We start from the raw sequence: 24,494 nt of genomic DNA on the forward strand, positions 1-24,494 counted from the left end.
GTCACAGCCCCTCAGCCAGCGGGCCGAGCGCGAGCGCGGGCAGGAAGGTCAGCGCGACCAGGATCACCGTGACGCCGACGACCATCCCGACGAAGAGCGGGCGGTGGGTCGGCAGGGTGCCCTCGGAGGCGGGGATGGGTTGCTGGCGGGCCAGCGAGCCGGCCAGGGCCAGCACGAAGATGATCGGCAGGAACCGGCCGAGCAGCATGCACAGGCCCAGCGCGGTGTTCCACCACGGCGTGCTCACCGTGATGCCGGCGAACGCGGAGCCGTTGTTGTTGCTCGCCGACGTGAAGGCGTAGAGCACCTCGGACATCGCGTGCGGCCCGACGTTGAGCGCGGTGGCGTCGTTGCCGGTGGCGAACGCCGCCGCCGAGCCGACCAGCACCAGGGCCGGCGTGATCAGGAAGTACAGCGACGCGAACTTGATCTCGCGCGAGCCGATCTTCTTGCCGACGTACTCCGGGGTCCGGCCGACCATCAGGCCGGCGACGAACACGGTGATGACGGCCAGCACCAGCATGCCGTAGAGGCCGGCACCGACACCACCGGGCGCCACCTCGCCGAGCATCATGTTCACCAGCAACATTCCACCGCCGAGCGCGGTGTACGAGTCGTGGAACGAGTCCACCGAACCGGTGGAGGTCAGCGTGGTCGACGACGCGAACATGGCCGAGTTCGACACGTCGAACCGGACCTCCTTGCCCTCCAGCGCGGCACCGACCGCCTGCGGCACGGTGCCGTCCCCGGCCAGCTCGAACACGTTCGTCACGGCGATGCTGGCGATCGCCAGGACCGCCATGACCGCGGCGATCGCGTAGCCCTGCCGGACCTGTCCGACCATCCGGCCGAAGACCCGGGGCAGGCTGAACGGGATCACCAGGAGCAGGAAGATCTCCACCCAGTTCGTCCACGCCGTCGGGTTCTCGAACGGGTGGGCGCTGTTGACGTTGTAGAAGCCGCCGCCGTTCGTACCAAGGTCCTTGATCGCCTCCTGGCTGGCCACCGGACCTCCGGTGATCGTCTGGGACCCCCCGGTCAGCGTGGTGATCTCGGTGCCCGTCGACAGGTTCTGCACCGCGCCGCCGATCATCAGCACGATCGCGCCGAGCACCGAGATCGGCAGCAGGATCCGCAGCGTGATCCGGGTCAGGTCGACCCAGAAGTTGCCCAGGTCACCGGTGCGGCTGCGGGTGAAACCGCGCACCAGTGCCACCGCGACGGCGACACCGACGGCGGCGGAGACGAAGTTCTGCACCGCCAGCCCGGCCATCTGCACCAGGTGCCCCATCGTCGACTCACCCGAGTACCACTGCCAGTTCGTGTTGGTCACGAACGACACCGCCGTGTTCCACGCACCGTGGGTGATCACCGGGTCGAACCCGAGCGACAGCCACAGGTGGTTCTGCAGTCGCATGAACCCGTACAGGAACAGGATGGAGACGGCGGAGAAGGCGAGCACGCTGCGGGCGTACACGCCCCAGGACTGCCCGGCGGCCGGGTCGACCCCGACCAGGCGGTAGATGCCCCGCTCGACGCGGGACTGCCGCCCGCCGGAGACCACGCGGTACATGAGGTCGCCGAACGGTTTGTGGACGGCGACCAGGGCCACCGCGAGTGAGAGGATGAACAGCACACCGGCTGTCGTGACCGTCATCAGAACCGCTCCGGGAACAGCAGGGCGACCACCAGGAACACGGCCAGGCCGGCCGCCAGCACCACACCGATCGCGTTGACCGCGCTCACAGCTTCTCCACACCCCTCACCACGAGGGCGAGCGCCGCGAACAGCGCCACCGTCAACACCACGAACACCACGTCAGACACGCTGACTCCTCATGTACCGGACTCGTTCGTCGCGGACGCCTACCGGCCGCGCCGGGCCAATCACAACGCCACCGGTCCCGCGATGACAGGGGTCATAACGCGACCATCACGGCGATCAGGCGCTTTTTAACGCCCCTTTCACGGCGCGCACTTGACCGCTCAGTCAAACCGGGGCAAGCTTGTTGACCGTACGGTCAACAACGGAGGCGGCGGAGATGGCGCGTGACACCCGGCAGCGGATCGTCGCGGCGGCGCGGGACCTCGTCCACGCGGCGTCGCTGGCCGAGGTCAGCACCGAGGCCGTGTGCCAGGCGGCCGGGGTGCACAAGGGCAGCCTGTACCACTTCTTCCCGTCGAAGGAGGCGCTCGGGGCGGCGGTGCTGGACTGCAACTGGGCGCTCATGCGGGAGATGCTCGACGAGGCGTTCGGCGACGACGTGGCACCGCTGGCCCGGATGGACAGATTCGTCGACATGTTCGTGCACCGGCTGGCCGCGATGCGGGAACTGACTGGCGCCACCCCGGGCTGCCCGCTGGGCGGGCTCGTCGTCGAACTGGCCGGTCACGGTGACGAGTCACCCACCCGGACGGAGCGGGTCCTGCACGCGTGGGAGCGGTATTTCGCCGACGCGATCAGCGAAGCCAAGGGGCAGGGGGAACTCGGCGCGGCGGTCGATTCGACCTCGGCCGCGCGGCGGCTCCTCGCCCACCTGCAAGGGCTCGCGTTGCTGGCCAAGGCGTACGACGACCCCAGACTCATCCTGGACGCCAAGCGGGACTTCCGACTACTGCTCGGCGCCGCGGACTGATCCACCGGCAGCGCGGCCGGCACTCTTTCGTATCCCCGAACTTGACCGAACAGTCAACTCAGGAAGGAAACTGATGGCATCAACACTGGACGCGGGCGCGCGGTACCGGTTCGACCGGTTCGGCACGGCGCTGCTCATCGACGACATGACGTTCGGCCGGGACGCGCCCGGGCCGGGTGACCGGGTGCCGGCCTTCGACCTCGCCACCGTCGACGGCGGCCGGTTCCGCGACACCGACCTCGGGCCACTGCCCGTGCTGCTGGTGTTCGGCTCGCGGACGTGCCCGGTCACCGAGAGCTCCGGGCCGGTGCTGCGACGTCTGCACACCGAGTTCGGCGACCGGGTCCGGTTCGTGCTTGTCAACACGCGTGAGGCGCATCCCGGTGACGTGTTCGGTCAGCCGGCCACGTTCGCCGAGAAGCACCGGCACGCCGTACACCTTCGTGAGCATCACGCTTTTCGCTTCGAGGTAGCCGTCGATGACATCGACGGGCGGCTGCACCGGGCGATGAGCCCGAAACCGAACTCGGCGTACCTGATCGACCCGGCCGGGACCATCCGCTTCCGCGCTCACTGGGCCAACGACAAGACCGCCCTGCACACCGCGCTGACCGAGGTCGCCGCCGGGCGGGTCCCGGCTCGCGGCCGCAGTCGCGCCATGCTCGGGCCGCTCATGCGCGCCGTCGGCCACCTGCCGGGCGTCGTGCGGTTTGCCGGCCGACGGGTCGAGCGCGACGTGTGGCTCGCCGCGCCACCCCTCGCGGCGCTCGGGCGGCTGTCCCGGCTGTTCGGCCGGCTCCCGGCGGACCTTCGTGGACCCGCCGCCGCGGGCCTCCTCGCACTGGCCGCCGGAGCAGCGGTCACCCTCCTGATGCTGCTCCCGAGCCGGTGACCGCGGCGGTGCCGGACCAGTATCCGGGAGCACGGCGTGCTGGGAAATCCGCGCAGCCACCCGAACTGGTCGGGGCGATCGAGGTCGCGGAACTGGCCCCGCACGGCCACCCCGGCCTCTTCCTGCCACAGCGACCGGGAGTAGGGGCCGGGTCAGCGGCTGTACGCCGCCGAGAGGCCCCGCAACAGTTGCCGCCGCCCGAACAGGTAGAGGGCGAGCACCGGCACCGTGGAGATCAGCACGGCCGCGAAGAGGCCGGGTACGTCGGTGCCGTACTGGCTCTGGAACGCCCACAGGCCGAGCGGCACCACCCGCTGGTCCTCGCTCTGGGTCAGCACCAGCGGGAAAATGAAGCCGTTCCAGGCGTTCAGTCCGCTGAAGATGCCCACGGTGACAAGCGCCGGCCGGGCCGACGGGAGCACCAGCTTGAAGAAGACGGAGACGGTGTCCGCACCGTCCATGATCATCGCTTCGTAGTGGTCCTTCGAGATGTCCCGCAGGTGGCTGGTGAGCACGATGATCGCCATCGGCAGCGAGAACGCCACCGTCGGCAGGATGATCGCGGTCAGCGCGTCGTACAGGTGCAGCCGCGTGATGATCAGGTAGATCGGGATGATCACCGCCTGGGCCGGGATGGCGAGCCCGAACAGGAAGACCGCGAAGGCCAGCCGCACCGACCGGCTGCGGCTGCGGACGATGCTGTACGCCGCGGGCACGGCGAGCAGCAGCACCCCGGCGACGGTGGCCACCGTGACGATGGCGCTGTTCAGCAGGAACCGCCCGAAGCCGAGATCGATCAACTGCCGGTAGTTCTCGAAGGTGAGCGCCGAGGGCAGACGCAGCGCCCCCTCGGTCACGTACGCCTCCGAGGTGCGCAGGCTGGTGATGGCGATGAAGTAGATCGGCACCGCGACCACGATCAGCCAGAGGGTGGCCCCGATGTTCGCCAGCCAGGTCCGGCCGCGGTGCAGACCGTCCTCGAACTGGTCACCCGACCGGCCACTGGGGTGATGGTGCCGGCCGTGCCGGGCCACCTGGCCGCGCAGGTACGGCCCGGTGCGGAAGTCACCGATGACGGAGGCCCGCCCGGCGGTGGATCGGCTGACGTCGGAACGGCTGGTGGCGGATCGGCTGGCGGTGACGGGGTACTGGTGTCGGGCCGACAGTTGGCGGTCGGTCACAGGAATCCCTCCCGGTCACTCGTCATCCGGTGGTAGCCGGTCGACCAGACGATCACCACGGAGAGCACCGTGCCGACCGCGACCAGCAGGACGGCCAGCGTGCTGGCGAAGCCCATGTCGAAGCCGACGAAGCCCTTGACGTACATGTGCAGCGGCAGCACCCGGGTGGCCGTACCCGGTCCGCCGTTGGTGAGCAGCAGGATCGACTCGAAGTAGGTGAGCGAGCCCACCACGATGAGGACCGAGGAGGCGATGGCCGTGTTGCGCAGTTGCGGCAGCGTGATGGCGAGGAACTGCCGGATGGTGCTGGCGCCGGCCAGCTCGGCGGATTCGTACATGCTGCGCGGGATCTGCCGGGCCGCCGCCTGGTACAGCAGGGCGTGGAACGGGATGAACTGCCAGGCGATCACGAACGCGACCGCGTACAGCGCCAGGTCGGGCGAGCCGAGGATGTTGGTGTCCAACGCTCCCCACCAGTCGCCCAGGCTGGCGATCGGCCCGAAGTTCGGGTCGAGCAGCGAGGACCAGATCAGCGCGATGGCGGTGGTGGAGAGCAGCAGCGGCAGGAAGAAGATCGTCGCGAGCAGCGCCCGGCCCCGCTGCCGACCGGCGGTCCAGACGCCGAGCAGCAGCGCCACCGGGGCCTGGAAGAGCCAGCACAGCAGGGTGAGCAGGAAGGTGACCTTCACCCCGTTGAGGGCGTCGACGTCCTGCGGGAGTGCCCGCCAGTTCTCCAGCCCGGCCCAGGTCGGTTCGCCGAGCCCGTTCCACTCGGTCATGCTCAGGTAGAGCACGATCAGGATGGGCAGGATGCCGAAGCCGACGAAGAAGATGGTCGCCGGAGCGGCCCAGATGAAGCCGGGCCGCTGCGAGCGCTTCACTTCGCCTTCTCCATCGCCGAGACGAACTCCTCGGGAGTGATGTCGGAGAGGAACAGCTTCTGCAGGTTGGTGAGGAGTTCGGCACTGACCGAGGGGGTCAGCGCCTGGTCCCAGGACTGGGTGAAGGCGGGTGCCGCGCCGACCAGTTCGTACGTGAAGATCGCGAACTCGGCGTTCTGGCTGCTGGAGAGCTGGTCCTCGACGTCGCGAACCGCCGGCACCTGGCCGGCTTCGACCAGGTCGGTCACGTACGGCTTCGAGGCGAGCGTGCGGACCAGGAAGTCGACCGCTTCGGCCCGGTAGACCGACTTGGCGGAGACCGAGAAGTAGTTGCTCGGGTTCCCGACCACGTTGCGTGGGTCGCCCGCGCCGTTGGCGATGGAGGGGAAGGGCGACCAGCCGAGGTGCCCGGCGGCGACGAAGTCCGGATTGTTGCTGAGCTGGTTGCCGTACTCCCAGCTGCCCATCAGGAACATCGCGGCCTTGCCGGTGGCGAAGATCTTCGACGCGCCGGTGTTGTCGTAGTTGATGGTCGCGAAGTTGTTGCCGAAGGCGCCGCGTTCAGCCAGCTCCTGGCACATCCGCAGGGCCTCCAGCATGGCCGGGTCGCGCCAGCCGCCGGGTATCCCCTCGGCGATCACGGCGAACTTGTCCGGGCCGCCGATCCGGTCGAGCAGGTACTCCAGATACATCAGCTCGGTCCAGCCCTGCAGTCCGGGCAGGGCGATGGGGGTGATGTCCCGGGCTTTGAACTCGTCGATCAGGCGGAGCAGGTCGTCGTAGGTCTCCGGCGGCTGCAGTCCGGCGTCGGCGAAGACCTTCTTGTTGTGGAACAGCACGACCGGCTGGATGCCGTTCATCGGCAGTCCGTACTGCCGGCCGTTCACCTTGCCCACGTCGATGACGCTGGGCAGGAAGGCGTTCGCGACCTCCGGGTTGCCGCGCATCGCCTCGGAGAGGTCGACGACCTCCCCGGCGTCCACGAACTGGGCGAGGTTGCCGCCGCCCCAGTTGAAGAAGACGTCCGGGGCGTTCGGCGAGCCCATCGAGATCTGCAGCTTCTGCTTGTAGTTGTCGTTCACGTAGGTCAGCAGCTCGGCCTCGATCGACGAGCCGGCGTTGAAGTCGTCGATGCCGCTGCGGATCACGGGTTCGTTCTGCGGATCCTGGAGGGCCCAGACCCGGATGATGCCGTCTCGGCCGGCGCCGGGGCCGGCGGTGCCGCAGCCGGCGGTGACGACAAGGGCGGCGCTGAGCAGGGCAGCGAGAAAGGCTCGCCGGTCGGTGCTGGGAAGGTCCATGAGAACGGGAGCAGTCCCTTCGTCACGTTGGGTTCAGGGGAGGCTTAGTCCAACCGTGATGGTGCGAAAGCGAACCTGTGACCCATGTCGGTCAGGCCAGCATGTCCGATCAGCTTTCGGGAGAAGTGGTGGCGGCGGTTCGGGGCCAAAGACACCTGCTGCGGGCTGGGAAAACTCAGGTCAGCGGCGATCTTGACAGGTCGTGGCGGGAACGGCGATCGGACGACCGGATGACCGGTACCCAACCGCGCGGACTTCGATCGGAAACCAAAGAGACGGTGTACGTAACATTGAATCTTTTCAACCGGATCGCGACGTCGACCGGCGGATTGGAGTCGTTGACAACCCGACGAGGGTCGATCGATACTCCAGGTATCGATATACATCGAAGTAAGGACCACTCCCGTGAACGCTTCTCCCGTCCCCAGGACGCGCCGCAGGCGTAGCCGGCTGAGAATGCTCGTCGGCGGGGTGAGCGCCGTCGTGCTGGTCGCGACGTCGCTGACCCTGGCCACCGCCGCGCACGCCGAGCCAGACCGGACCATCACCTCGAATCTCGAAGGCACCCACAACGGCTTCTTCTTCTCCTTCTGGAAGGACAACGGTGGCTCCGCCACCATGACCTTGCGGGAGGGCGGCCGGTACTCCTTCCAGTGGAGCGGCATCAACAACACCGTCGTCGGCAAGGGCTGGAACCCCGGCTCCCGCCGCACCATCAACTACTCCGGCACGTACGTCCCGCAGGGCAACACCTACCTGGCGCTGTACGGCTGGACCCGGAACCCGCTCATCGAGTACTACGTCGTGGAGAACTTCGGCACCTACAACCCGAGCACGGGCGCCAGCCGGCTGGGCTCGGTCACCACCGACGGCAGCACCTACGACATCTACCGCACCCAGCGGGTCAACCAACCCTCCATCGACGGCACGGCCACGTTCTACCAGTACTGGAGCGTCCGGCAGCAGAAGCGCAGCGGCGGCACCATCACCACCGCCAACCACTTCGACGCGTGGGCCCGGTTCGGCCTCAACCTCGGCACCCACTACTACCAGATCATGGCGACCGAGGGTTACCAGAGCAACGGCAGCTCCGACATCACGGTGAGCGAGGGACCGGTCGGACCCACCGCCCCGCCGACGACCACGCCGCCGGGCACCACCCCGCCGCCGCCCACCACGCCACCACCGTCCACCACGCCACCACCGGGCGGCACCGGCGGCTGCCGGGTGACCAGCTCACTCAACGCCTGGAACAACGGCATGGTCAACAACCTGACCATCACCAACACGGGTACGACCGCCATCAACGGATGGTCGTTGCGGTTCACCCTCGGATCCGGGCAGACCATCACCGGTGGCTGGAGCGCCAACTATTCACCGACCAGCGGGCAGGTGACCGCTACCAACGTCAGCTACAACGGATCCATCGCACCTGGTGGTTCGACGACCATCGGCTACCAGGGCAGCCATTCCGGCAACACCGCCGCGCCGACCGGGTTCGCCCTGAACGGCGCCGCCTGCGGCAGCTGACCCACCGCGTCGGGCCGGGTCTGGGAGGTCCCAGACCCGGCCCGTCGTATCCGGATGGGCTAGCGGCCACGGACCCGGAGCCGCTGGTGGACCCCCTCGGTGGGAGCGTAGGTCGGGTCACCGGAGTAGGCGACGTGGACCGGGTACACCCCCGCCGACAGGCCGGTGGTCGGGAGTTTCACGACGACCGGGCCGCCGGTCAACGCAACCACCTGCGTGCTGCCGCCGAAGGTCACGGCGATCTCGCCGGTCACCCGCGGGGACCCGTGGTGCGGCTGGTGCCGGTGCCGGGCCCGCACGTCGACGTGCAGCCGGAACGTGCCGCCGCTGACGACCGACGCCGGCGCGGCCTTCGCCTTGATCATGACGCCGGCCCGGCCCGGTGGCCGCAGGGTCACCCGGGCCGAACTCGCCTTGGCCGGGTCGGCCACCGAGGCCGCCACGACGGTGAGCGACGAGGCGGTCTCGTCGGCGCCCACCGAGAGCAGACCGTCCGCGGAGATCGAGGTCTGGGCCGAGGCCGCTCCCTCGACCGACCAGGTGACCGCCGGGTCGACCCCCTCGTTCGTCGTCACCCGGGCGGTGAACTGCCTGGACCAGTTCCAGCCCGTGGTGAGTTTCACGGTCGCCGGCGTCACCGTCACGGTGTCGACGCCCGACCACAGGTGGTCCCGGGCAAAGATCGTGAACAGCTGGCTCGCCGTCATCCCGTCGTGCGCGCCGGGGACCTGGGTCGTCGCGGCGGCGTAGCCGCGGGACCGGAAATTGTCCGCGATGGCGTTCTGGGCGGCGAGGCTGCCCTCAAAGACGCCGTTGCCGAGGAAGACGAAGAGGTCGTCGTCGCCGACCGCGGCCGCGACGTTGTCGTAGTCCTGGGCGGTGAGGGACGGGTTACCGGAGAAGTGTCCGTAGAACCCGAACGTGGTCGGGTAGCCCCGGATGACGTGCGCGCCCGTCATCCCGCCGTAGGAGAACCCGGCGTAGGCCCGGCCGGTCCGCTCGGTCGAGACGTTGTAGTTCCCCTCGATCAGGGGAAGGATCGTCTGGACCAGGTTGTTGGCGGCGTTGGTCTGGTTGTAGGAGCCGAAGCCGAGGCTGGTCCCCGTGAAGTGGTTCCCCATGGTGACCACGACGGTGGGCTCGATCTCGCCCTTCGCCGTCATGTTGTCGAGAATGTTCGGGACGTTCGCCGGCACCATGAAGTCGGTCTCGTCGCCGAAGATGCCGTGGGCGAGATACGCGACCTTGTACGGTTCCGCACGCTCGGCATCGTAGTTGGCCGGCAGGTAGACGCCGAGGTAGTGGCCGCTGTCGCCGAGGATCGTGGTGTAGGGGAGGTAGCTGACGGTGCCCCGCTTCGAGCGGTCGGCCACCGGCAACTCGTACTCCGCGCGGGCCTTCAGCACCGGATCGTTCTGCTGCCTGGCGTACGGCACGTAGACGGCGTCGAGCACGTCGTTGTTCCGGACCCGGAACGAGGACTCGCCAGGTGGTCGGGGCTTGGTCGAGGCGGGGTCCCAGATGCGCTTGTTCTCCCAGCCCTGGGTCGGGTCCCAGACCCGGTACCAGTAGCTGATGCCGCCGGCGTGCAGCGGCAGTGAGACCGACCAGTAGCCCTTCGAATCCCTTGTCATGTCCCGGAGGAATTCGGTACCGCCGGAGTGGTACCGGCCCGGCTGCCACTCCTCCGGCTGGTACCGGGTGCCGTTGCCGGTGGCGAGGTCGAGCAGGGTCAGATCCCCGGCGAGGCGGACCTGGGTGGCGTTGGGGTTGCGGTAGACGAATGTGACGGTGTATCCGGTGGGTGACCTGCGATCCGCCTTGACGTTCGCGCCTTCCGCCACCCGGGGTCCGCCTGCTACGGCGGCTGGCGCGGAGACGACGACGCCTAATCCGAGTGACATGGACGCGAGCAACGAGATCGTCGACCTGAGTCGGCGTCTTCCGGTCGCCTTACTCATCTGACCTTTCTCCTCTGTGGTCTTGTCGTCCCGGTGGTTTCACAGTCCTATGAGGACGTTTGGACTGGGTCTTCTCCGTCGGTCGGGCCAGCGTTGACCATCGGAGATGGCCGGACGGTGCCGCTCGGAGCGGGGCGGGAGAAGGCCGGGGAAGGCCAGCGGGACGGGTCGCGGTGTGGTGACAGGACAGGAAGCGCCGCCGACCTGGCCACCCGGGTTGACTTGCCCGGTTGTGGCCGGTATCGGCGCCCTTCGCGTTACCGAGCGGCTAAATCGAATTAGCAGAGCTAGTGTGGCTGGCTGCCTCATTCGGTGTCAAGGGTGCCCGGACCGCCGAGTTGCCGGATTCCCCAGGTCACGGAGTACGCCCGGGTCCTCGCGCGCTAGCTGCGCGGGAGCACGGTGATGGCCACGACGGTGCTGTTGACGACGGTGGCCGTCACGGTGCGGGTGATGGCTTCCGCCGCCGCGCTGGCGCCCCAATCGCCCTGTTCGAGGCGCTTGGCCCGGGTGATCACGGCCGACTTCCACGGAATTTCCCGGTGAAACTGCGGAAGGGTTCCGCTGGCCGAGAGCAGTGCGGCGAGGGCGGCGATCCGGGCCTGCGGTTCGACGCCGTCGACGAGGACCCGCCGAACGTCCGCCAGGAGCCGCACCCGGCGTCCGTTGGCACCCTCCCGCAGGGCTGTCGTCCGGATCAGCCCGAACAACCTGCGGGGCTCCCGGTGGAGGTCGCCGCGCCCGACGAGCCGCTCCAGTACCGGCTCGCGCAGGGCGGGTCCGATCGCCGCGAGCGTCGTCTGCGCCCCCCGGGGCTTGTCGGAGAGGTAGTCCCACGCCGGGCGCAGGATGTCGTCCACCGGTGCCCGGCCCGCGACGCTGCTGAGCCGGCCCCGGTCCGTCGTGGTCAGCCGGCCATCGAGAGCGAGGTCGGCGAGCACGGCTCCCGCGAGCACGTAGTAGAGCGTGTTCTCCCCCGCGATGGTGCCGGACCGGGGCTGGAACAGCAGCAGCAGGAGGTCTTCCGGCAGGGTCGGGGCGGGTGGCTGCACCGGTGGCGAGGCGGTCATCGGCGGGGCTCCCAGCGGAAGAGTCGGGTGGCGAGGGCTACCGAGACGACCACCCAGCCCAGGGTGGGCGCGAGCAGGAGGATCGAATCGGTCACGGCGACGCCGCCGTTCCAGGCGTTCATGGTCAGTTCGGTGGCCGCGCCGCCGGGTAGCAGCCGCTTGAGCCAGGTGAGGTCACCGGCGCCGGTGATGCCTACCCAGCTGGCCACGGCGATCACGCCGAGGGTGACCGGCAGGGTGGTGACCTGGGCGTGTTCGGGGGAGTTCGTCAGCCCCGCGGTGGCCAGGGCCAGGGCGATCATCATGGCCAGGGTCGCGAGCACCGCCACCACCAGCAGCACGAGGTTGGCCGGCTCGGCGGCGACCAGCGCCAGGACGGTCAGGATCGCGGTGACCTGGATCAGGGCGAGTCCGGTGACGGGCAGCAGCAACCCGGCGAGGATGCTGGCGTCCCCGGCGGCGGTGGACCGCAGCCGCTTGAGGAAGAGGTTCTGCCGCCGGGAGGCCAGGGTGGTCACGGCGGTGGCGTACAGCCCGAAGGCGGTCACGGTGAACAGCACGACCGCGGCGATGTAGCCGAGGCTGCCGATCGCGGCGAAGGTCTCGTGCTGGCGGACGAAGTACGCGCAGACCACCACCGGGATGATGAGGCTGGTGATCAGCACCAGCCGGTTACGGAAGATCTGGATCAGCTCGCTGAACGCGATGGGAAACATGACGACACTCCTGTCAGAGGGGGTGGATCACCTGCCGATGGCGCGGAAGACGTCGTCGAGCCGGGTCGGTCCGGCCTGCAGGTCCCGCAGCTCCACCGCGTGGTCCTGCGCCCACCCCAGCAGCAGGTGCAGGTCCTTCTGCAGCTCGAAGGTCTCGACCACGGCCTTACCGTCACCGTCGATGACGGCCGGCAGCGGCAGCACCGGCGCGGACGCGGCCGGGAGAAAGAAGCGGATGACGGCCGGCAGGATGCGGGTCAGTTCCGAGACGGTGCCCTCCCGGTGCAGCGTGCCCTGGTGCATCAGTCCGATCCGGTCGGCGCGCTGCTGCGCCTCCTCCAGGTAGTGCGTGGTGAGCACGATGGTGCTGCCGTTCTCGCGGAGCCGATCCACCGTCGCCCACAGGGCATCACGGGACTGGATGTCCAGACCGGTGGTCGGCTCATCCAGGAAGATCAGCTCCGGGCTGCCGTAGACGGCGGTGGCGAAGTCCAGCCGCCGCTTCTCGCCGCCGGACAGCTGCGACACCTTCCGGCCGGCCCGGTCGGTGAGGTCGACCAGGTCGAGCACCCGGTCCACGTCATCGGTCCGCCGGGTCAGCCGGCCGACCAGGCCGACGGACTCCCGTACGGTGAGGTCCGGGGAGAAACCGCTCTCCTGCAGCATCACGCCCATCCGGGGACGGACCTCGCGCCGCTCGTCCGGGCGGTGCCCGAGGACCCGGACGCTGCCGGAGGTCGGCGCGCGGTGTCCCTCGACGACCTCCAGCGTCGAGGTCTTCCCGGCCCCGTTGGTGCCCAGCAGCGCGTACAGCTCCCCGGACCGGACCTGGAAGGAGAGGTCCCGCACGGCGTGGAAGTCGCCGTAGGTGAGGTTCAACCGATCAACTTCGATGACAGGTGTGGTGGGCATGTACCCAGCACAGCGCGGATCCCCCCGCCCGGTCAGTGGCGCGGTGTCACAACCGGGTGTGACGTGGTGTCACTGGCATGGCCCGTACGACTAATGCCGGTATCCGTCCGGGGTAGGCGTGATCGCTGCTTCGGCGGGCAAAGGGGGTTAACCTCGATTGATGACCGCGAGCGGGCTGAACGTCGGTGAGCGGCTGCGGCGGGTCGAGGCTGTGGTCGATGCCAGCCTGTCTCAGATGGACGCTGACCAGCTGCTCACGGAGTTGTTGGGCCGGCTGCGGCGGATTCTGGATGTCGACGGCGCGACCGTGTTGCACCTGGACCGGCATGCTCACCAGCTCGTGGAGACGGCCGTGTCGGGTCGGGAGTGCGGACCGGGCGGAATCCCGATCCCGGCCGGACGCGGCTACCTCGGCCGGGTCGTCAGCGACCGGCGGCCGGTCCTGGTCGAACATGTCGAGCGCGGGGAGCTACCTGAACTGAGCCGTGCCCCGCACCCACGGTCCCTGCTCGGCGTCCCGATGCTCGCGGGTGCGGATGTGGTGGGGGTGCTGCAGGTGGGCAGTCGCCGGTCCCGCCGGTTCACCGCCGACGACGTCCATCTCCTGCAGCTTGCCGCGGACCGCGCCGCCCAGGCGACCCTGGCGATGGCGAACCGGGTGGACCGGGCCGCCGCGCTGGCGCTGCAACGCAGCCTGCTGCCCGCGCAGCTTCCCGAGGTCGCCGGCATCGACCTGGCCGCCCGGTACCTGCCGGGGCACAACACCGGGGTCGGCGGCGACTGGTACGACGTGTTCGGCCTCCCGTCCGGCTGGCTCGGCGTGGTGATCGGCGACGTGACCGGCCACGGCCTCCGCGCGGCGGTGGTGATGGGTCGGCTGCGTAGCGCTCTGCGGGCGTACGCGTTGGAGGATGACGATCCGGCCAACGTCCTCACCAGGCTCGACCGGAAGATCCGCCATTTCGAGGGCGGGCACCTCGCCACCGCGCTCTACGCGATGCTGCCGCCGGACCGGAGCCGCATCCACCTTTCGCTGGCGGGCCACCCGCCCCCCGTGCTCACCCGGCCGGCGCACCCCACCGAACTGCTCGGGCTGCCGGTGGACGAACCGTTGGGGCTGCGCAGCAGTCGACCGCGCCGTGGCACCGTCATCGACTTCCCGCCCGGCGCCGTGCTGATCTGCTACACCGACGGGCTGGTCGAGCGCCGGACCGAGTCCATCGACACCGGGCTGGAACGGCTCCGGACGACCGTCGCGGTCGCTCCGGCCGACGCGCTCTGCGCCACGGTGATGACCGGCCTCGCCGACGGCGTGCCGTCCGACGACATCGCGCTGCTGATGGTCCGCCGCCGGCCCGCGGAGGCGCAGGCGTCGGGGTGCGCGCCGATCGGCGCCGACGAGTAGAGCCCCACTCCGGACAATCATCGCGAAGCTGGATCATGGCCGCAGGGCATGATTCATCAGATCAATGACGCCGGCACGGCCCGGGTGGACGCGCCCCGCGACACCCACGCTCAATCGCGCCAGCCCGTCGGCCATGGAAATGTTTGCAGCCCAGGGCCGCAACGCATCCATTGACATTCATTTGACCATTACCGTACCCTCGCAGCGACGGCCTTCGATGGCGACGCGGTATCCGGGCTGGCACCGTGTCCGTGCCGGCGAAGGTTGAGCACGCGCGACCGGCGGGTCTGCCCTGCGCGCGCGGGCTCGCGTGTGGGTAGCCAGGGCAGCTACTCCAGTGGACTCTCCCGAGGCGACTTCGGCGCACGCCTGTCCGCAAAGCCGTACGACAGAAAGCGAGACCCTCCGATCATGTTCCGAAGATTGGCCTTCTGCCTCGTCATGACGTTGGCCGCGGTCGGTTTCACCGTGGCGCCGGCCCAGGCCCAGGCGAGCTTCAGTGTCCTGGTTTTCAGCAAGACCGCCGGGTTCCGGCACGACTCGATCCCGGCGGGCATCGCCGCGATCCAGCAGCTCGGCTCGCAGAACAACTTCACGGTGGTGGCGACCGAGGACGCCGGCCAGTTCACCACGTCCAACCTGTCCCGCTTCCAGGCGGTCATCTGGCTGTCGACCACCGGGGATGTGCTCAACGCCAGCCAGCAGTCGGCGTTCGAGTCGTTCGTCCGGGGTGGCGGCGGGTACGCCGGCATCCACGCGGCGTCCGACACGGAGTACGACTGGGCGTGGTACGGCAACCTGGTCGGGGCGTACTTCGCCAGCCACCCGGCGAACCAGAACGCGACGGTGCGGATCGAGGACAGCGCGCACCCGTCGACGGCCGGCCTGCCGACGGCGTGGACCCGGTACGACGAGTGGTACAACTTCCGGACCAACCCGCGGTCGCAGGCGAAGGTGCTGGCCACCGTGGACGAGAGCACCTACACCGGCGGTTCGATGGGCGGCGACCACCCGATCGTCTGGTGCAAGGGCTACGACGGTGGCCGCTCCTGGTACACGGGCATGGGCCACACGAACGAGAGCTTCAGCGACGCCAACTTCCGCAGCCACCTGCTCGGCGGCATCCGGTACGCCGCGCAGGGGACCGGGAACTGCTCCACCGGTCCGCAGCAGCCCGCCGGCTACCACATGAGCACCCTGGCCAAGGGGGTGGCCGAGGTCGGTGAGCCGATGGGGATGACCGTGCTGCCGAACCGCGGCGTACTGCACACCTCCCGCGAGGGCACGATCCGGTACACGGACGCGGCCGGCAACACGAAGGTGGCGCTGACCATCCCGGTCTACACCCACGACGAGGAAGGGCTGCAGAGCATCGAGGCGGACCCGAACTTCGCCACCAACCGATGGGTCTACGTGTACTACTCGCCGCCCCTGTCGACACCGGGCGGCGACGCGCCGGCCACCGGATCGGCCGCGCAGTTCGCGCCGTTCAACGGTCACAACCGACTCTCCCGCTTCACGGTGAACGCCGACTTCACCCTGAACCGGTCCTCGGAGGTGACGGTGCTGGAGGTGCCGACCAGCCGGGGCATGTGCTGTCACGTCGGTGGCGACATCGACTTCGACGCCGCCGGCAACCTCTACCTGTCGACCGGCGACGACACCAACCCGTTCGACTCCAGCGGCTACACGCCGATCGACGAGCGGTCCAACCGCAACCCGGCGTACGACGCCCAGCGCACCGCCGGCAACAGCAACGACCTGCGGGGCAAGGTGCTGCGGATCCGGCCCAGCGCCAGCGGTGGCTACACCATCCCGGCCGGCAACATGTTCCCGCCCGGCACCGCCAGGACCAAGCCGGAGATCTACGCGATGGGCTTCCGCAACCCGTTCAAGATGTCCGTCGACAAGGCGACCGGGGTCGTCTACCTCGGCGACTACGGACCGGACGCGGGCACCAGCAACCCCAACCGTGGCCCGGCGGCGAACGTGGCGTTCGAACGGGTGGCCCAGCCCGGCTTCTACGGCTGGCCGTACTGCTCGAACTACAACACGCCGTACATCGACTTCACCTTCCCGTCCGGCCCCTCCGGTGCCCCGTTCAACTGCTCCGGTGGGCCGGTGAACAACTCGCCGAACAACTCCGGCATCACCCAGTTGCCCCCTTCGCAACGGGCCTGGTTGCCGTACGGCGGCGAGCAGAACCCGCCGGCGCTCTGCTGCGGCAGCCTGTCGCCGATGGACGCCGTGGTCTACAACTACGACGCCTCGCTCGCCTCGGACGTGAAGTTCCCGGCGTCGATGAACGGCCGGGTGTTCCTGGGCGAGTTCGGTCGGCGGTGGGTCAAGACGGCCACGGTGACCGGCTCCGGCGGGGTGGGGACGATCGAGTCGTTCCCGGCCTACACCGGCACCCAGGTGATGGACATGGAGTTCGGGCCGGACGGCGCGCTCTACATTCTCGACTACGGCACCGGCTGGGGGAGCGGCGACGCGAGCTCGGCGGTGCACCGGATCGAGTACAGCTCCGGTGGTGGCCGGGCACCGATCGCGATCGCGGCCGCCAACCCCACCAGCGGGAACGCGCCGCTGACCGTGCAGTTCAGCTCGGCCGGCACCAGCGACCCCGACGGTGACCCCATCACGTACGCGTGGGACTTCACCACAAACGGCAGCACCGACTCGACCGCGGCCAATCCGTCGTTCACGTACACCAGCAACGGCGACTTCACCGCGACGCTGACGGTGCGGGACAGCACCGGCCGGAGCTCCACCGCGAGCGTGGTGATCGGGGTGGGCCGACCGACGGTCACCCTCAACCAGCCGCTCAACGGCAGGTTGTTCAACTTCGGGGACGCCATCCCGTTCCAGGTGACGGTCACCGACCCGAACGCGTCGACGATCGACTGCAGCCGGGTGAAGATCAACTACATCCTCGGCCACGACAGCCACGGCCACGGCATCTCCAGCGCCACCGGCTGCTCGGGCACCCTGCAGACCACGGTGGACGGTGAGCACGACGCCAACGCGAACATCTTCGGCGTCATGGTCGCCGAGTACCTGCCGGCCGGCGCGACCATCCCGGTGACCTCGTCGCAGGCGGTGATGCAGCCCAGGACCCGGCAGGCCGAGCACTACAGCGGCCAGCAGGGCACCGAGATCGTGGAGAAGCCGTCCGCCAACGGCGGTACCGCGGTCGGGTTCATCGAGAACGGGGACTGGATCTCCTTCACCCCGTACAACCTCAGCGGAGCCACCTCGTTCTCCGCCCGGGTCGCCTCGGCCGGTTCCGGTGGCACCCTCACCCTGCGCACCGGCTCGGCAACGGGTCCCGTCGTCGGCTCGGTCTCCGTCTCCCCGACGGGCAACTGGGAGACCTGGACCAACGTCACCGGAACGCTCACCGCGCCGACCGGCACGCAGAACCTTTTCCTGGTCTTCACGGGAGGTTCGGGCTACCTGTTCGACGTTGACGCCTTCACCTTCGTCGGCGGCACTCCGCCGCCGACGACGCCCCCGCCCACCACGCCGCCACCCACGACTCCCCCACCCACGACCCCACCGCCCACTACCCCTCCGCCCACCACGCCGCCGCCCACGACTCCGCCGCCCACCACTCCGGCCGGCCGGTCCTGCACCGCCGCCTACTCGGTGACCAGCCAGTGGTCGGGCGGATTCCAGGGCGAGGTACGGGTGACCGCCGGCTCCACCGCGATCAGCGGCTGGACGGTCACCTGGACGATGAGTAGCGGGCAGACCATCAACCAGTCCTGGAACGCGACGGTCACCTCGAGCGGCAGCAACGTGACCGCCCGCAACGTCTCCTACAACGGATCACTGGGGGCCAGCGCCAGTACGGCGTTCGGCTTCATCGGCTCGGGCACCGGAGCGAACAGCGTCTCGTCGCTCAGCTGTACGGCCACCTGATCCAACCGCCGCACCATGGAGCTGCGCGACACCTGATCCGGTGTCGCGCAGCTCCTTTTTCCACCGGCAGGCTCAGGTGAATTCCGCGGAGCAGGCTCAGGTGAATTGCGCGGAGCGGGCTCAGGCGAATCGGACCGTCGCCGTCCCCAGCCCGTCGAAGGACGCCTCGACCACATCACCGGCGCTGACCGGAAGCGCCGTGGTGCAGGCCCCCGAGAGCACCACCTCGCCCGGCCGCAGTCCCTCCCCGAACTGCGCCAGCGCCTCGACCAGCCAGACCACCGCCTGCACCGGGTCACCGAGCACGGCGGCGCCCCGGCCGGTGGCGACGACCGAACCGTTGATCCGCATCTCGCCGGCGATCGCCGGCAGGTCGACGGCGTCGAGGGTACGGCCGCTGCCGGCGACGACGTAGGCGCCGCTGGACGCGTTGTCGGCGACGGTGTCGAGCAGCCCGATCCGCCAGTCCTCGACCCGACTGTCGATGATCTCGATCGCCGCCCGGACCTCCGTCGTCGCCGCCCGGACCTCCGCCGCGGTGACCCCCGGTCCGCGCAGCGGCCCGCCCATCAGGAAGGCGACCTCGATCTCCGCCCGGGGCGCGATGAACCGGTCGATCGGCACCGACGCGCCATCCGTTATCTGCATGTCGGACAGCAGGTGTCCGAAATCCGGGGTGTCGATACCGAGCAGGCGCTGCATCGCGTCGGAGGTGAGGCCGATCTTCCGGCCCCGGACGGTCGCACCGGCGGCGAGCCGGTGCCCGACGGTGGCCAGCTGAGCGGCGTACGCGTCGGCGAGGGTGAGGGCCGGCCAGGTCCGGGCGGGCGGCGGAACCGGGCGGCGGCTCCGGGCCGCCTCGGTCAGCGCGGCCGCGACATCGTCGGCGACGGAGGTCATCGGACACCTTCCTGCTGTTCCGGCCGGTCGGCGGCCAGGTGCGGTCACGCTACGGCCGGCCGATCGCCGCGATCACGTCAACGTGCCGTTGGGCAGCACGGGGCCCTCCCCTGCGGCCACCTCGTGCGGTTGCCTTCTGGCTCACGGCGCCACGACGGGACATCCCGGCTCCCGGCGCGGCTCACCGCCCACCGCACGAGGAGCAACGAGGAGCACGAGGAGCCGTCATGCGCGAGCTGAACATCGCCGACCTGGTCGACGACGAACGCGGAATCCTCAGTCCTCGGATCTACGCCGACGAGGACGTCTACCAGCTCGAACTGGAACGGATCTTCGGACGCTGCTGGCTCTTCCTGGCGCACGATTCGATGATCGAGAAGCCGGGCGACTTCATCCAGACCTACATGGGTGAGGACCCGGTCCTGGTGGTCCGCCAGCGCGACCGCTCGGTACGCGCGTTCATGAACCAGTGCCGGCACCGCGGCATGCGCATCTGCCGGGCCGACGAGGGCAACACCCGGGCGTTCACCTGCTCGTACCACGGCTGGTCCTACGACCTCGCCGGCAACCTGGTGAACGTGCCGCGGGAGGAGGACGGCTACCGCAACGAGCTGGACCGGCCGGCCTGGGGGCCGGCGGCGGTGCCGCGGCTGGCCACCTACAAGGGCCTCATCTTCGGCACCTGGGACGAGAGCGCCCCGGACCTCGTCGACTACCTGGGCGACATGAGCTGGTATCTCGACTCCTGGATCGACCGCTGGGACGCCGGCACCGAGGTCATCGGCGGCTCGCACCGCTGGGTCATCGACTGCAACTGGAAGTTCCCCTCCGAACAGTTCGCCTCCGACATCTACCACGCCGACTACACCCACGCGTCGGCGACGATGGCGCTGGCCGCCGAGCGCGGCCAGACGCTTGAGGAGTACCGGGCCCAGCGCGGGTCGGGCCGCCAGTTCAGCGCCCCGCAGGGACACGGCACCGGCTTCTTCGAGTCGGGACGGGTGCCCAGCGGCGGCCTGGTCGACGAACTGCGCTCCGGCTGGGTGGACGAGGCCCGGCGGCGGCTGGGCGAGACCCGGGCCACCCACGTGCAGGGGCACAACACCGTCTTCCCCAACTTCTCGTTCCTGCACTCCTCGCGCACCATGCGGGTCTGGCACCCGCGCGGACCCGGCCAGATCGAGGTCTGGGCCTGGGTCTGCATTCCCAAGGGACTCGACCCGAAGGCGCGCGACGCCTTCCGGGTCAACGCGCTGCGCACCTTCAGCCCGGGCGGGCTGGTCGAGCAGGACGACGGCGACAACCTGGTCGAGATCCAGAAGATCCTCCGGGGCTGGATGGCCCGCCGGAACACCTTCAACATGCAGATGGGGCTCGGGCACGCCGCCTACCAGGAGCGCTACCCGGGCCGGACCAACCACGTCTTCGCCGAGGAGGCCGCCCGCTCGTTCTACCGCCGCTGGGCCGACCTGCTCGCCGGCAAGCCGTGGTCGGAGCTGGCCGCCTACGACCGGGCGGCGGAACGGGTGGCCCGCGAGCGCGGGGCCGGGCTCGCCGAGCAGGGTGGGGCGGGCGGGCCACGCGGCGGACCGGACCAGCCATGACCGGCGACGGCTTCGCCCTGCTGGGGGCCTCGGACCGCACCCCGTGGTCGCACTGGCTGCTGAACAACGTCCGGGCGCAGGGTTGGCCGGGGCCGGTGTGGGCGGTCCATCCCCGGCTGGCCGAGGCGTCCGGGGTGCCCTGCTATCCCTCGGTGGCCGACCTGCCGGGCCGGGTCGCGATCGGCGCGGTGGCGCTGCGGGCCGAGCTGGTGGAACAGGCGACCCGGGACCTGCTGACCGCCGGCGCCCGGACCGTCCTGGTCATCTCGAACGGCTTCCGGGAGACCGGCCACGCGGAGGGGGCGCGGCGCGAGGAGCGGCTGCGCGCCATCTGCGCCGAGGCCGGAGCGCTCCTGCTCGGCCCCAACTGCTCCGGCTTCGCCCACTACGACGAGCGGCTCTGCGCCATCGCCCAGCCGGTCCCGGCCGGCCTGACCGCCGGTGACGTCTCGGTCATCAGCCAGAGCGGCGCGCTTCTTTCCGGGGTGCTGGAGGCCCTGCACCGGGACGGACTGGGCGTCGACCGCTGCTACTCCATCGGCAACGGCGCCGCGTTCGACCTGGCCCGCGCGGTCGCGTCGGTGGCGGCCCGCCCCACCACCCGGGTGCTCTGCCTGCTCGTCGAGGGCGTCGCCGAGCCGGACCGGCTGGCCGCGGCGATCGGCGAGGCCCGGGCCGGTGGCCGGCACGTCATCGTGCTCAAGCTCGGCGCCTCCACCGCGGCCCGCGAGGTGGCCCGATCCCACACCGGCGCCGTCGTCGGCGCGGGACGGCTCGTCCGGGCCTGGCTCGAACGGGCCGGCGCCACCGTCGTCAACTCGATCGACCTGATGGCCCGCCTCGCGGCGTTGACCCCCCGGACGCCGGCCGCCCCCGATCAGGCGGTGTTCCTGCTGGCCGGCTCCGGCGGCGCCGCCGCGCTCGCCGGCGACCTGGCCGAACAGCACGGGCTGGCACTGGCCCGGCCGGCCGCCGACACCCTGGCCCGGCTGCGCGAACTGCTCCCGCCGACCGCTCACCTCGGCAACCCGCTGGACCTGGTCGGTGGGGCGCCCGCCACCCGCGGCGCGATCTACCAGGCGGTCTGCGCCGACCCGGGGGTGGGTGCCGTGCTGGAGGCGTACACGATCGCCTGGCCGGACGCCTCCGACGGACGCCGCTGGCACCGGGCCGGGATGGAGGGGCTCGCGGCGGCCACCGCCGCCACCGGCACCCCGGTCGTGCTGGCCTCGGTGTTCCAGCAGGCGCCGACCGACTGGCTCGACGACTTCCGGCGCCGCACCGGCGTACGGACCGCCGCCGACCTGGAGACCACGGTCGCCGCCCTGGCCCGGCTCTATCCGGCCAGCCGGGCCGCGGCGCCGGCCGCGGACCCGGCCGGCGCGGTCATCGGCGAGGCGGCCGGCCGGGCCGCACTGACCGCCGCCGGCATCGACGTGGTGCCGGGTGGGATCGCGAGCGGCGTCGAGGAGGCGCTGGCCCAGGCCGGCGCCCTCACCCCGCCGGTCGTCGTCAAGACCGCCGCCGACATCCCCCACAAGGGCCGGGTCGGCGGGGTACGGGTCGGATTGCGTACGCCGGCGGAGATCCGGACCGCCTGCGCCGACATCGACGCCGCGGTCCGGGCGGCGGGGCTGGCGGTCGACGGCCAGCCGGCCCGGTTCCTGGTCCAGCAGATGGTCGCCGGCCCCGAGATCCTCGTCGGCCTGGTCCGGGACGAGGTCGCCGGACCCACCGTCAACCTCGGCGTGGGTGGGTGGGCCGCCGAACTGTCGGCGCCCGCGGTGACCCTCGCCCTGCCAACCACTCCCACCGAGCTTGCCGCCGCCGTCACCGGCAGCGGACTGGGCCGGGCCGTCGGCGACGCCGCCGCCGGCCTGGTCGACATCGTGCAACGACTGTGCGCCGCCTTCGTCGACGGCGCGCTCCGGGACTACGAAGTGGTCGAGTGCAACCCCGTGATCCTCACCACGGACGGTCCCCGCGTCGTCGACGTCCTGCTGATTCCCCACCTTGCCCCGTCCACCGAAGGGTAGCCATGAAGCGCAGACCCGTCGCGATCGCGTTGTCGATCGCGTTGACCGCCGTCACCGCCGCGTGCGGAAGCGGCGACGACGATACGAACCAGTCCACCGACTCCGCCGGCACCATCCGGATCACCCACCGCACCGGAGTGGCCTCCTGGGACATCGCGAAGAGCCGGAGCGGACCCGAGACCCCGATCCTGGGCCTCGTCTACGACCGGCTGATCGGCCTGGAGCCCAACGGCGACCCGGCGCCCGGCCTCGCCGAGAGCTGGGAGTTCGGCGAGGGCGGCCAGGTCCTCACCCTCAAGCTGCGCGACTCGGTCACCTTCACCGACGGCTCGGCATTCGACTCCTCGGTGGTCAAGGCCAATCTGGAACGGCAGAAGACGATCGAGGGCTCGACCGTCTCGGCGTCGCTGGCCAACATCACCGCCATCGAGGCGCCCGACCCGTCGACCGTGACGATCCGACAGACCAACGCCGACGCCTCGCTTGTCATGCTGCTCGCCGACCGGTTCGGCATGATGATGAGCCCGCAGACGATAAGTGGCTCCGGCGAGGTGACCGAGCCGGTCGGCACCGGGCCGTTCATCCTGCGGAGCCAGACCCCGCAGGCCTCCTACGTCCTGGAGCGCAACGACGACCACTGGAACCGGGACCTGTTCAAGGTCGGCCAGGTGGAGATCACCGTGCTGGAGGACGCGACCGCCCGGCTCAACGCCCTGCGCAGCGGCCAGGCCGACGCCGGTCTGGTGGACGCCAACCAGATCGAGGAGGTCAAGGGCCTGCCGGGCAAGACCGTCACCCCGTACAAGGGCATCGCGGTGCGGGCGATCTGGGTCAACCAGGAGATGGTCCCGGCCTTCAAGGACCTGCGGGTACGGCAGGCGCTGAACTATGCCATCGACCGCGAGTCGATCGTCTCCGGGCTGGCCTTCGGCTACGGCGAACCGGCCTTCCAGCTCGTCCCGCCGATCAGCTCCGCACACGACCCCTCGGTCGGCGAGCCGTTCCCGTTCGACCCGGAGCGGGCCAAGGCGCTGCTGGCCGAGGCCGGCTACGCCGACGGGCTCTCCTTCCAGTTCGGCGTGCAGCCGCCGTTCGCCCGCGAGGCGGAGGCGATCCAGCAGCAGTGGGCCGCGGTCGGCGTACAGGTGGAGATCACCCAGATCGCCAGCTTCGCGCTCGGCGAGGCGCTGTGGGCGAAGAAGACGATTCCCGCTGGCCTCGCCACCTGGGCCGGCCGGCTCGACCCGGGCTTCTCGTACGCCCTGAACCATCTTCCGGGCGCCCCGCAGAACCCCGGCAACTTCGCCGACCCGCAGACCATCGCGCTGATCGAGGACGCTCGCTCCGAGTTCGACCCGGCCGCCCGGGTCGCGAAGCTACAGGCGGTCGCGAAACACCTCGCCACCAACCCGCAGGGCACCTGGCCGGTCTTCTTCCCGCAGGAGGGACTGGTCTACGACGAAAAGGTCACCGGCCTGGAGAACTGGTCGGACGGCTTCCCGCACCTGGAGAACGTCGGCGTCAGCGGCTGACCCGGCACCGG

At 70.1% G+C, this 24,494-nt stretch carries 18 protein-coding genes; 8 read left to right on the forward strand and 10 right to left on the reverse strand.

Features of this window, described 5'->3' with window-relative positions:
* Nucleotide 1: 1 nt before the first annotated feature.
* Both kdpA and kdpF read right to left on the reverse strand, forming a co-directional pair.
* A complete protein-coding gene (gene kdpA / locus O7627_RS33970; RefSeq protein WP_278097517.1) occupies nt 2–1,657 on the reverse strand; it encodes a potassium-transporting ATPase subunit KdpA in 1,656 nt (551 codons plus the stop codon).
* On the reverse strand, nt 1,657–1,746 hold the full coding sequence (gene kdpF / locus O7627_RS33975) for a K(+)-transporting ATPase subunit F (RefSeq protein ID WP_278097518.1): 90 nt from the start codon (nt 1,744–1,746) through the stop codon (nt 1,657–1,659). The genes kdpA and kdpF overlap by 1 nt, the downstream gene beginning before the upstream one ends.
* Nucleotides 1,747–2,041: 295 nt before the next feature.
* Here kdpF and O7627_RS33980 point away from each other — a divergent pair, with 295 nt between their 5' ends.
* Together O7627_RS33980 and O7627_RS33985 are read left to right on the forward strand one after the other, a co-directional pair.
* A complete protein-coding gene (locus tag O7627_RS33980) occupies nt 2,042–2,635 on the forward strand; it encodes a TetR/AcrR family transcriptional regulator (RefSeq protein WP_278097519.1) in 594 nt (197 codons plus the stop codon).
* Nucleotides 2,636–2,708: 73 nt separating this feature from the next.
* On the forward strand, nt 2,709–3,527 hold the full coding sequence (locus tag O7627_RS33985) for a deiodinase-like protein (RefSeq protein ID WP_278097520.1): 819 nt from the start codon (nt 2,709–2,711) through the stop codon (nt 3,525–3,527).
* A 152-nt stretch (nt 3,528–3,679) separates the two neighbouring features.
* Here O7627_RS33985 and O7627_RS33990 read toward each other — a convergent pair whose 3' ends face one another.
* Genes O7627_RS33990 through O7627_RS34000 form a run of 3 tightly spaced genes read right to left on the reverse strand, consistent with a single transcriptional unit; the run spans nt 3,680 to nt 6,890 of the window.
* Nucleotides 3,680–4,708, reverse strand: coding sequence for a carbohydrate ABC transporter permease (locus O7627_RS33990; protein WP_278097521.1), 1,029 nt, complete (start codon nt 4,706–4,708; stop codon nt 3,680–3,682).
* Nucleotides 4,705–5,589 (reverse strand): sugar ABC transporter permease, encoded by an 885-nt coding sequence (locus tag O7627_RS33995; RefSeq protein WP_278097522.1) that lies wholly within the window; start codon nt 5,587–5,589, stop codon nt 4,705–4,707. Before O7627_RS33995 ends, O7627_RS33990 begins: the two co-directional genes overlap by 4 nt.
* Nucleotides 5,586–6,890, reverse strand: coding sequence for an extracellular solute-binding protein (locus O7627_RS34000; protein WP_278097523.1), 1,305 nt, complete (start codon nt 6,888–6,890; stop codon nt 5,586–5,588). Before O7627_RS34000 ends, O7627_RS33995 begins: the two co-directional genes overlap by 4 nt.
* 456 nt (nt 6,891–7,346) lie before the next feature.
* Here O7627_RS34000 and O7627_RS34005 point away from each other — a divergent pair, with 456 nt between their 5' ends.
* Nucleotides 7,347–8,420: a glycoside hydrolase family 11 protein gene (locus O7627_RS34005; RefSeq protein ID WP_278097524.1), complete on the forward strand. Its 1,074-nt coding sequence runs from the start codon at nt 7,347–7,349 to the stop codon at nt 8,418–8,420.
* Nucleotides 8,421–8,479: 59 nt separating this feature from the next.
* Here the strand turns inward: O7627_RS34005 and O7627_RS34010 are convergent, their stop codons facing one another.
* The 4 genes from O7627_RS34010 to O7627_RS34025 form a co-directional block, all read right to left on the reverse strand.
* Nucleotides 8,480–10,264, reverse strand: a complete 1,785-nt coding sequence (locus tag O7627_RS34010; RefSeq protein ID WP_278097525.1) for an alpha/beta hydrolase-fold protein — start codon at nt 10,262–10,264, stop codon at nt 8,480–8,482.
* A gap of 500 nt (nt 10,265–10,764) precedes the next feature.
* Nucleotides 10,765–11,451, reverse strand: a complete 687-nt coding sequence (locus tag O7627_RS34015) for a GPP34 family phosphoprotein (RefSeq protein ID WP_278097526.1) — start codon at nt 11,449–11,451, stop codon at nt 10,765–10,767.
* The gene (locus O7627_RS34020) at nt 11,448–12,167 is read right to left on the reverse strand and encodes an ABC transporter permease (RefSeq protein ID WP_278097527.1); all 720 of its coding nucleotides are present in this window, start codon (nt 12,165–12,167) and stop codon (nt 11,448–11,450) included. The genes O7627_RS34015 and O7627_RS34020 overlap by 4 nt, the downstream gene beginning before the upstream one ends.
* 27 nt (nt 12,168–12,194) lie before the next feature.
* A complete protein-coding gene (locus O7627_RS34025) occupies nt 12,195–13,079 on the reverse strand; it encodes an ABC transporter ATP-binding protein (RefSeq protein ID WP_278097528.1) in 885 nt (294 codons plus the stop codon).
* A gap of 160 nt (nt 13,080–13,239) precedes the next feature.
* Here O7627_RS34025 and O7627_RS34030 point away from each other — a divergent pair, with 160 nt between their 5' ends.
* Nucleotides 13,240–14,484, forward strand: coding sequence for a GAF domain-containing SpoIIE family protein phosphatase (locus tag O7627_RS34030; RefSeq protein ID WP_278097529.1), 1,245 nt, complete (start codon nt 13,240–13,242; stop codon nt 14,482–14,484).
* Between the two features lie 411 nt (nt 14,485–14,895).
* Nucleotides 14,896–18,411 (forward strand): ThuA domain-containing protein, encoded by a 3,516-nt coding sequence (locus tag O7627_RS34035; RefSeq protein ID WP_278097530.1) that lies wholly within the window; start codon nt 14,896–14,898, stop codon nt 18,409–18,411.
* 120 nt (nt 18,412–18,531) lie between these two features.
* On the opposite strand, the gene O7627_RS34040 is transcribed toward O7627_RS34035, so the two are convergent.
* Nucleotides 18,532–19,311, reverse strand: a complete 780-nt coding sequence (locus O7627_RS34040; protein ID WP_278097531.1) for a fumarylacetoacetate hydrolase family protein — start codon at nt 19,309–19,311, stop codon at nt 18,532–18,534.
* A gap of 227 nt (nt 19,312–19,538) precedes the next feature.
* On the opposite strand from O7627_RS34040, the gene O7627_RS34045 reads away from it, so the two are divergent.
* The 3 genes from O7627_RS34045 to O7627_RS34055 are packed head-to-tail and all read left to right on the forward strand — an operon-like array spanning nt 19,539 to nt 24,483.
* Nucleotides 19,539–20,915, forward strand: a complete 1,377-nt coding sequence (locus O7627_RS34045) for an aromatic ring-hydroxylating dioxygenase subunit alpha (protein WP_278097532.1) — start codon at nt 19,539–19,541, stop codon at nt 20,913–20,915.
* Nucleotides 20,912–22,951, forward strand: coding sequence for an acetate--CoA ligase family protein (locus O7627_RS34050; RefSeq protein ID WP_278097533.1), 2,040 nt, complete (start codon nt 20,912–20,914; stop codon nt 22,949–22,951). The genes O7627_RS34045 and O7627_RS34050 overlap by 4 nt, the downstream gene beginning before the upstream one ends.
* Nucleotides 22,952–22,953: 2 nt before the next feature.
* Nucleotides 22,954–24,483 carry an ABC transporter substrate-binding protein gene (locus O7627_RS34055; protein WP_278097534.1) on the forward strand — a complete coding sequence of 510 codons (1,530 nt, stop codon included), beginning with the start codon at nt 22,954–22,956 and terminating at the stop codon, nt 24,481–24,483.
* Nucleotides 24,484–24,494: the final 11 nt, after the last annotated feature.

Source organism: Solwaraspora sp. WMMD1047, from assembly GCF_029626155.1.
Lineage (GTDB): Bacteria > Actinomycetota > Actinomycetes > Mycobacteriales > Micromonosporaceae > WMMD1047.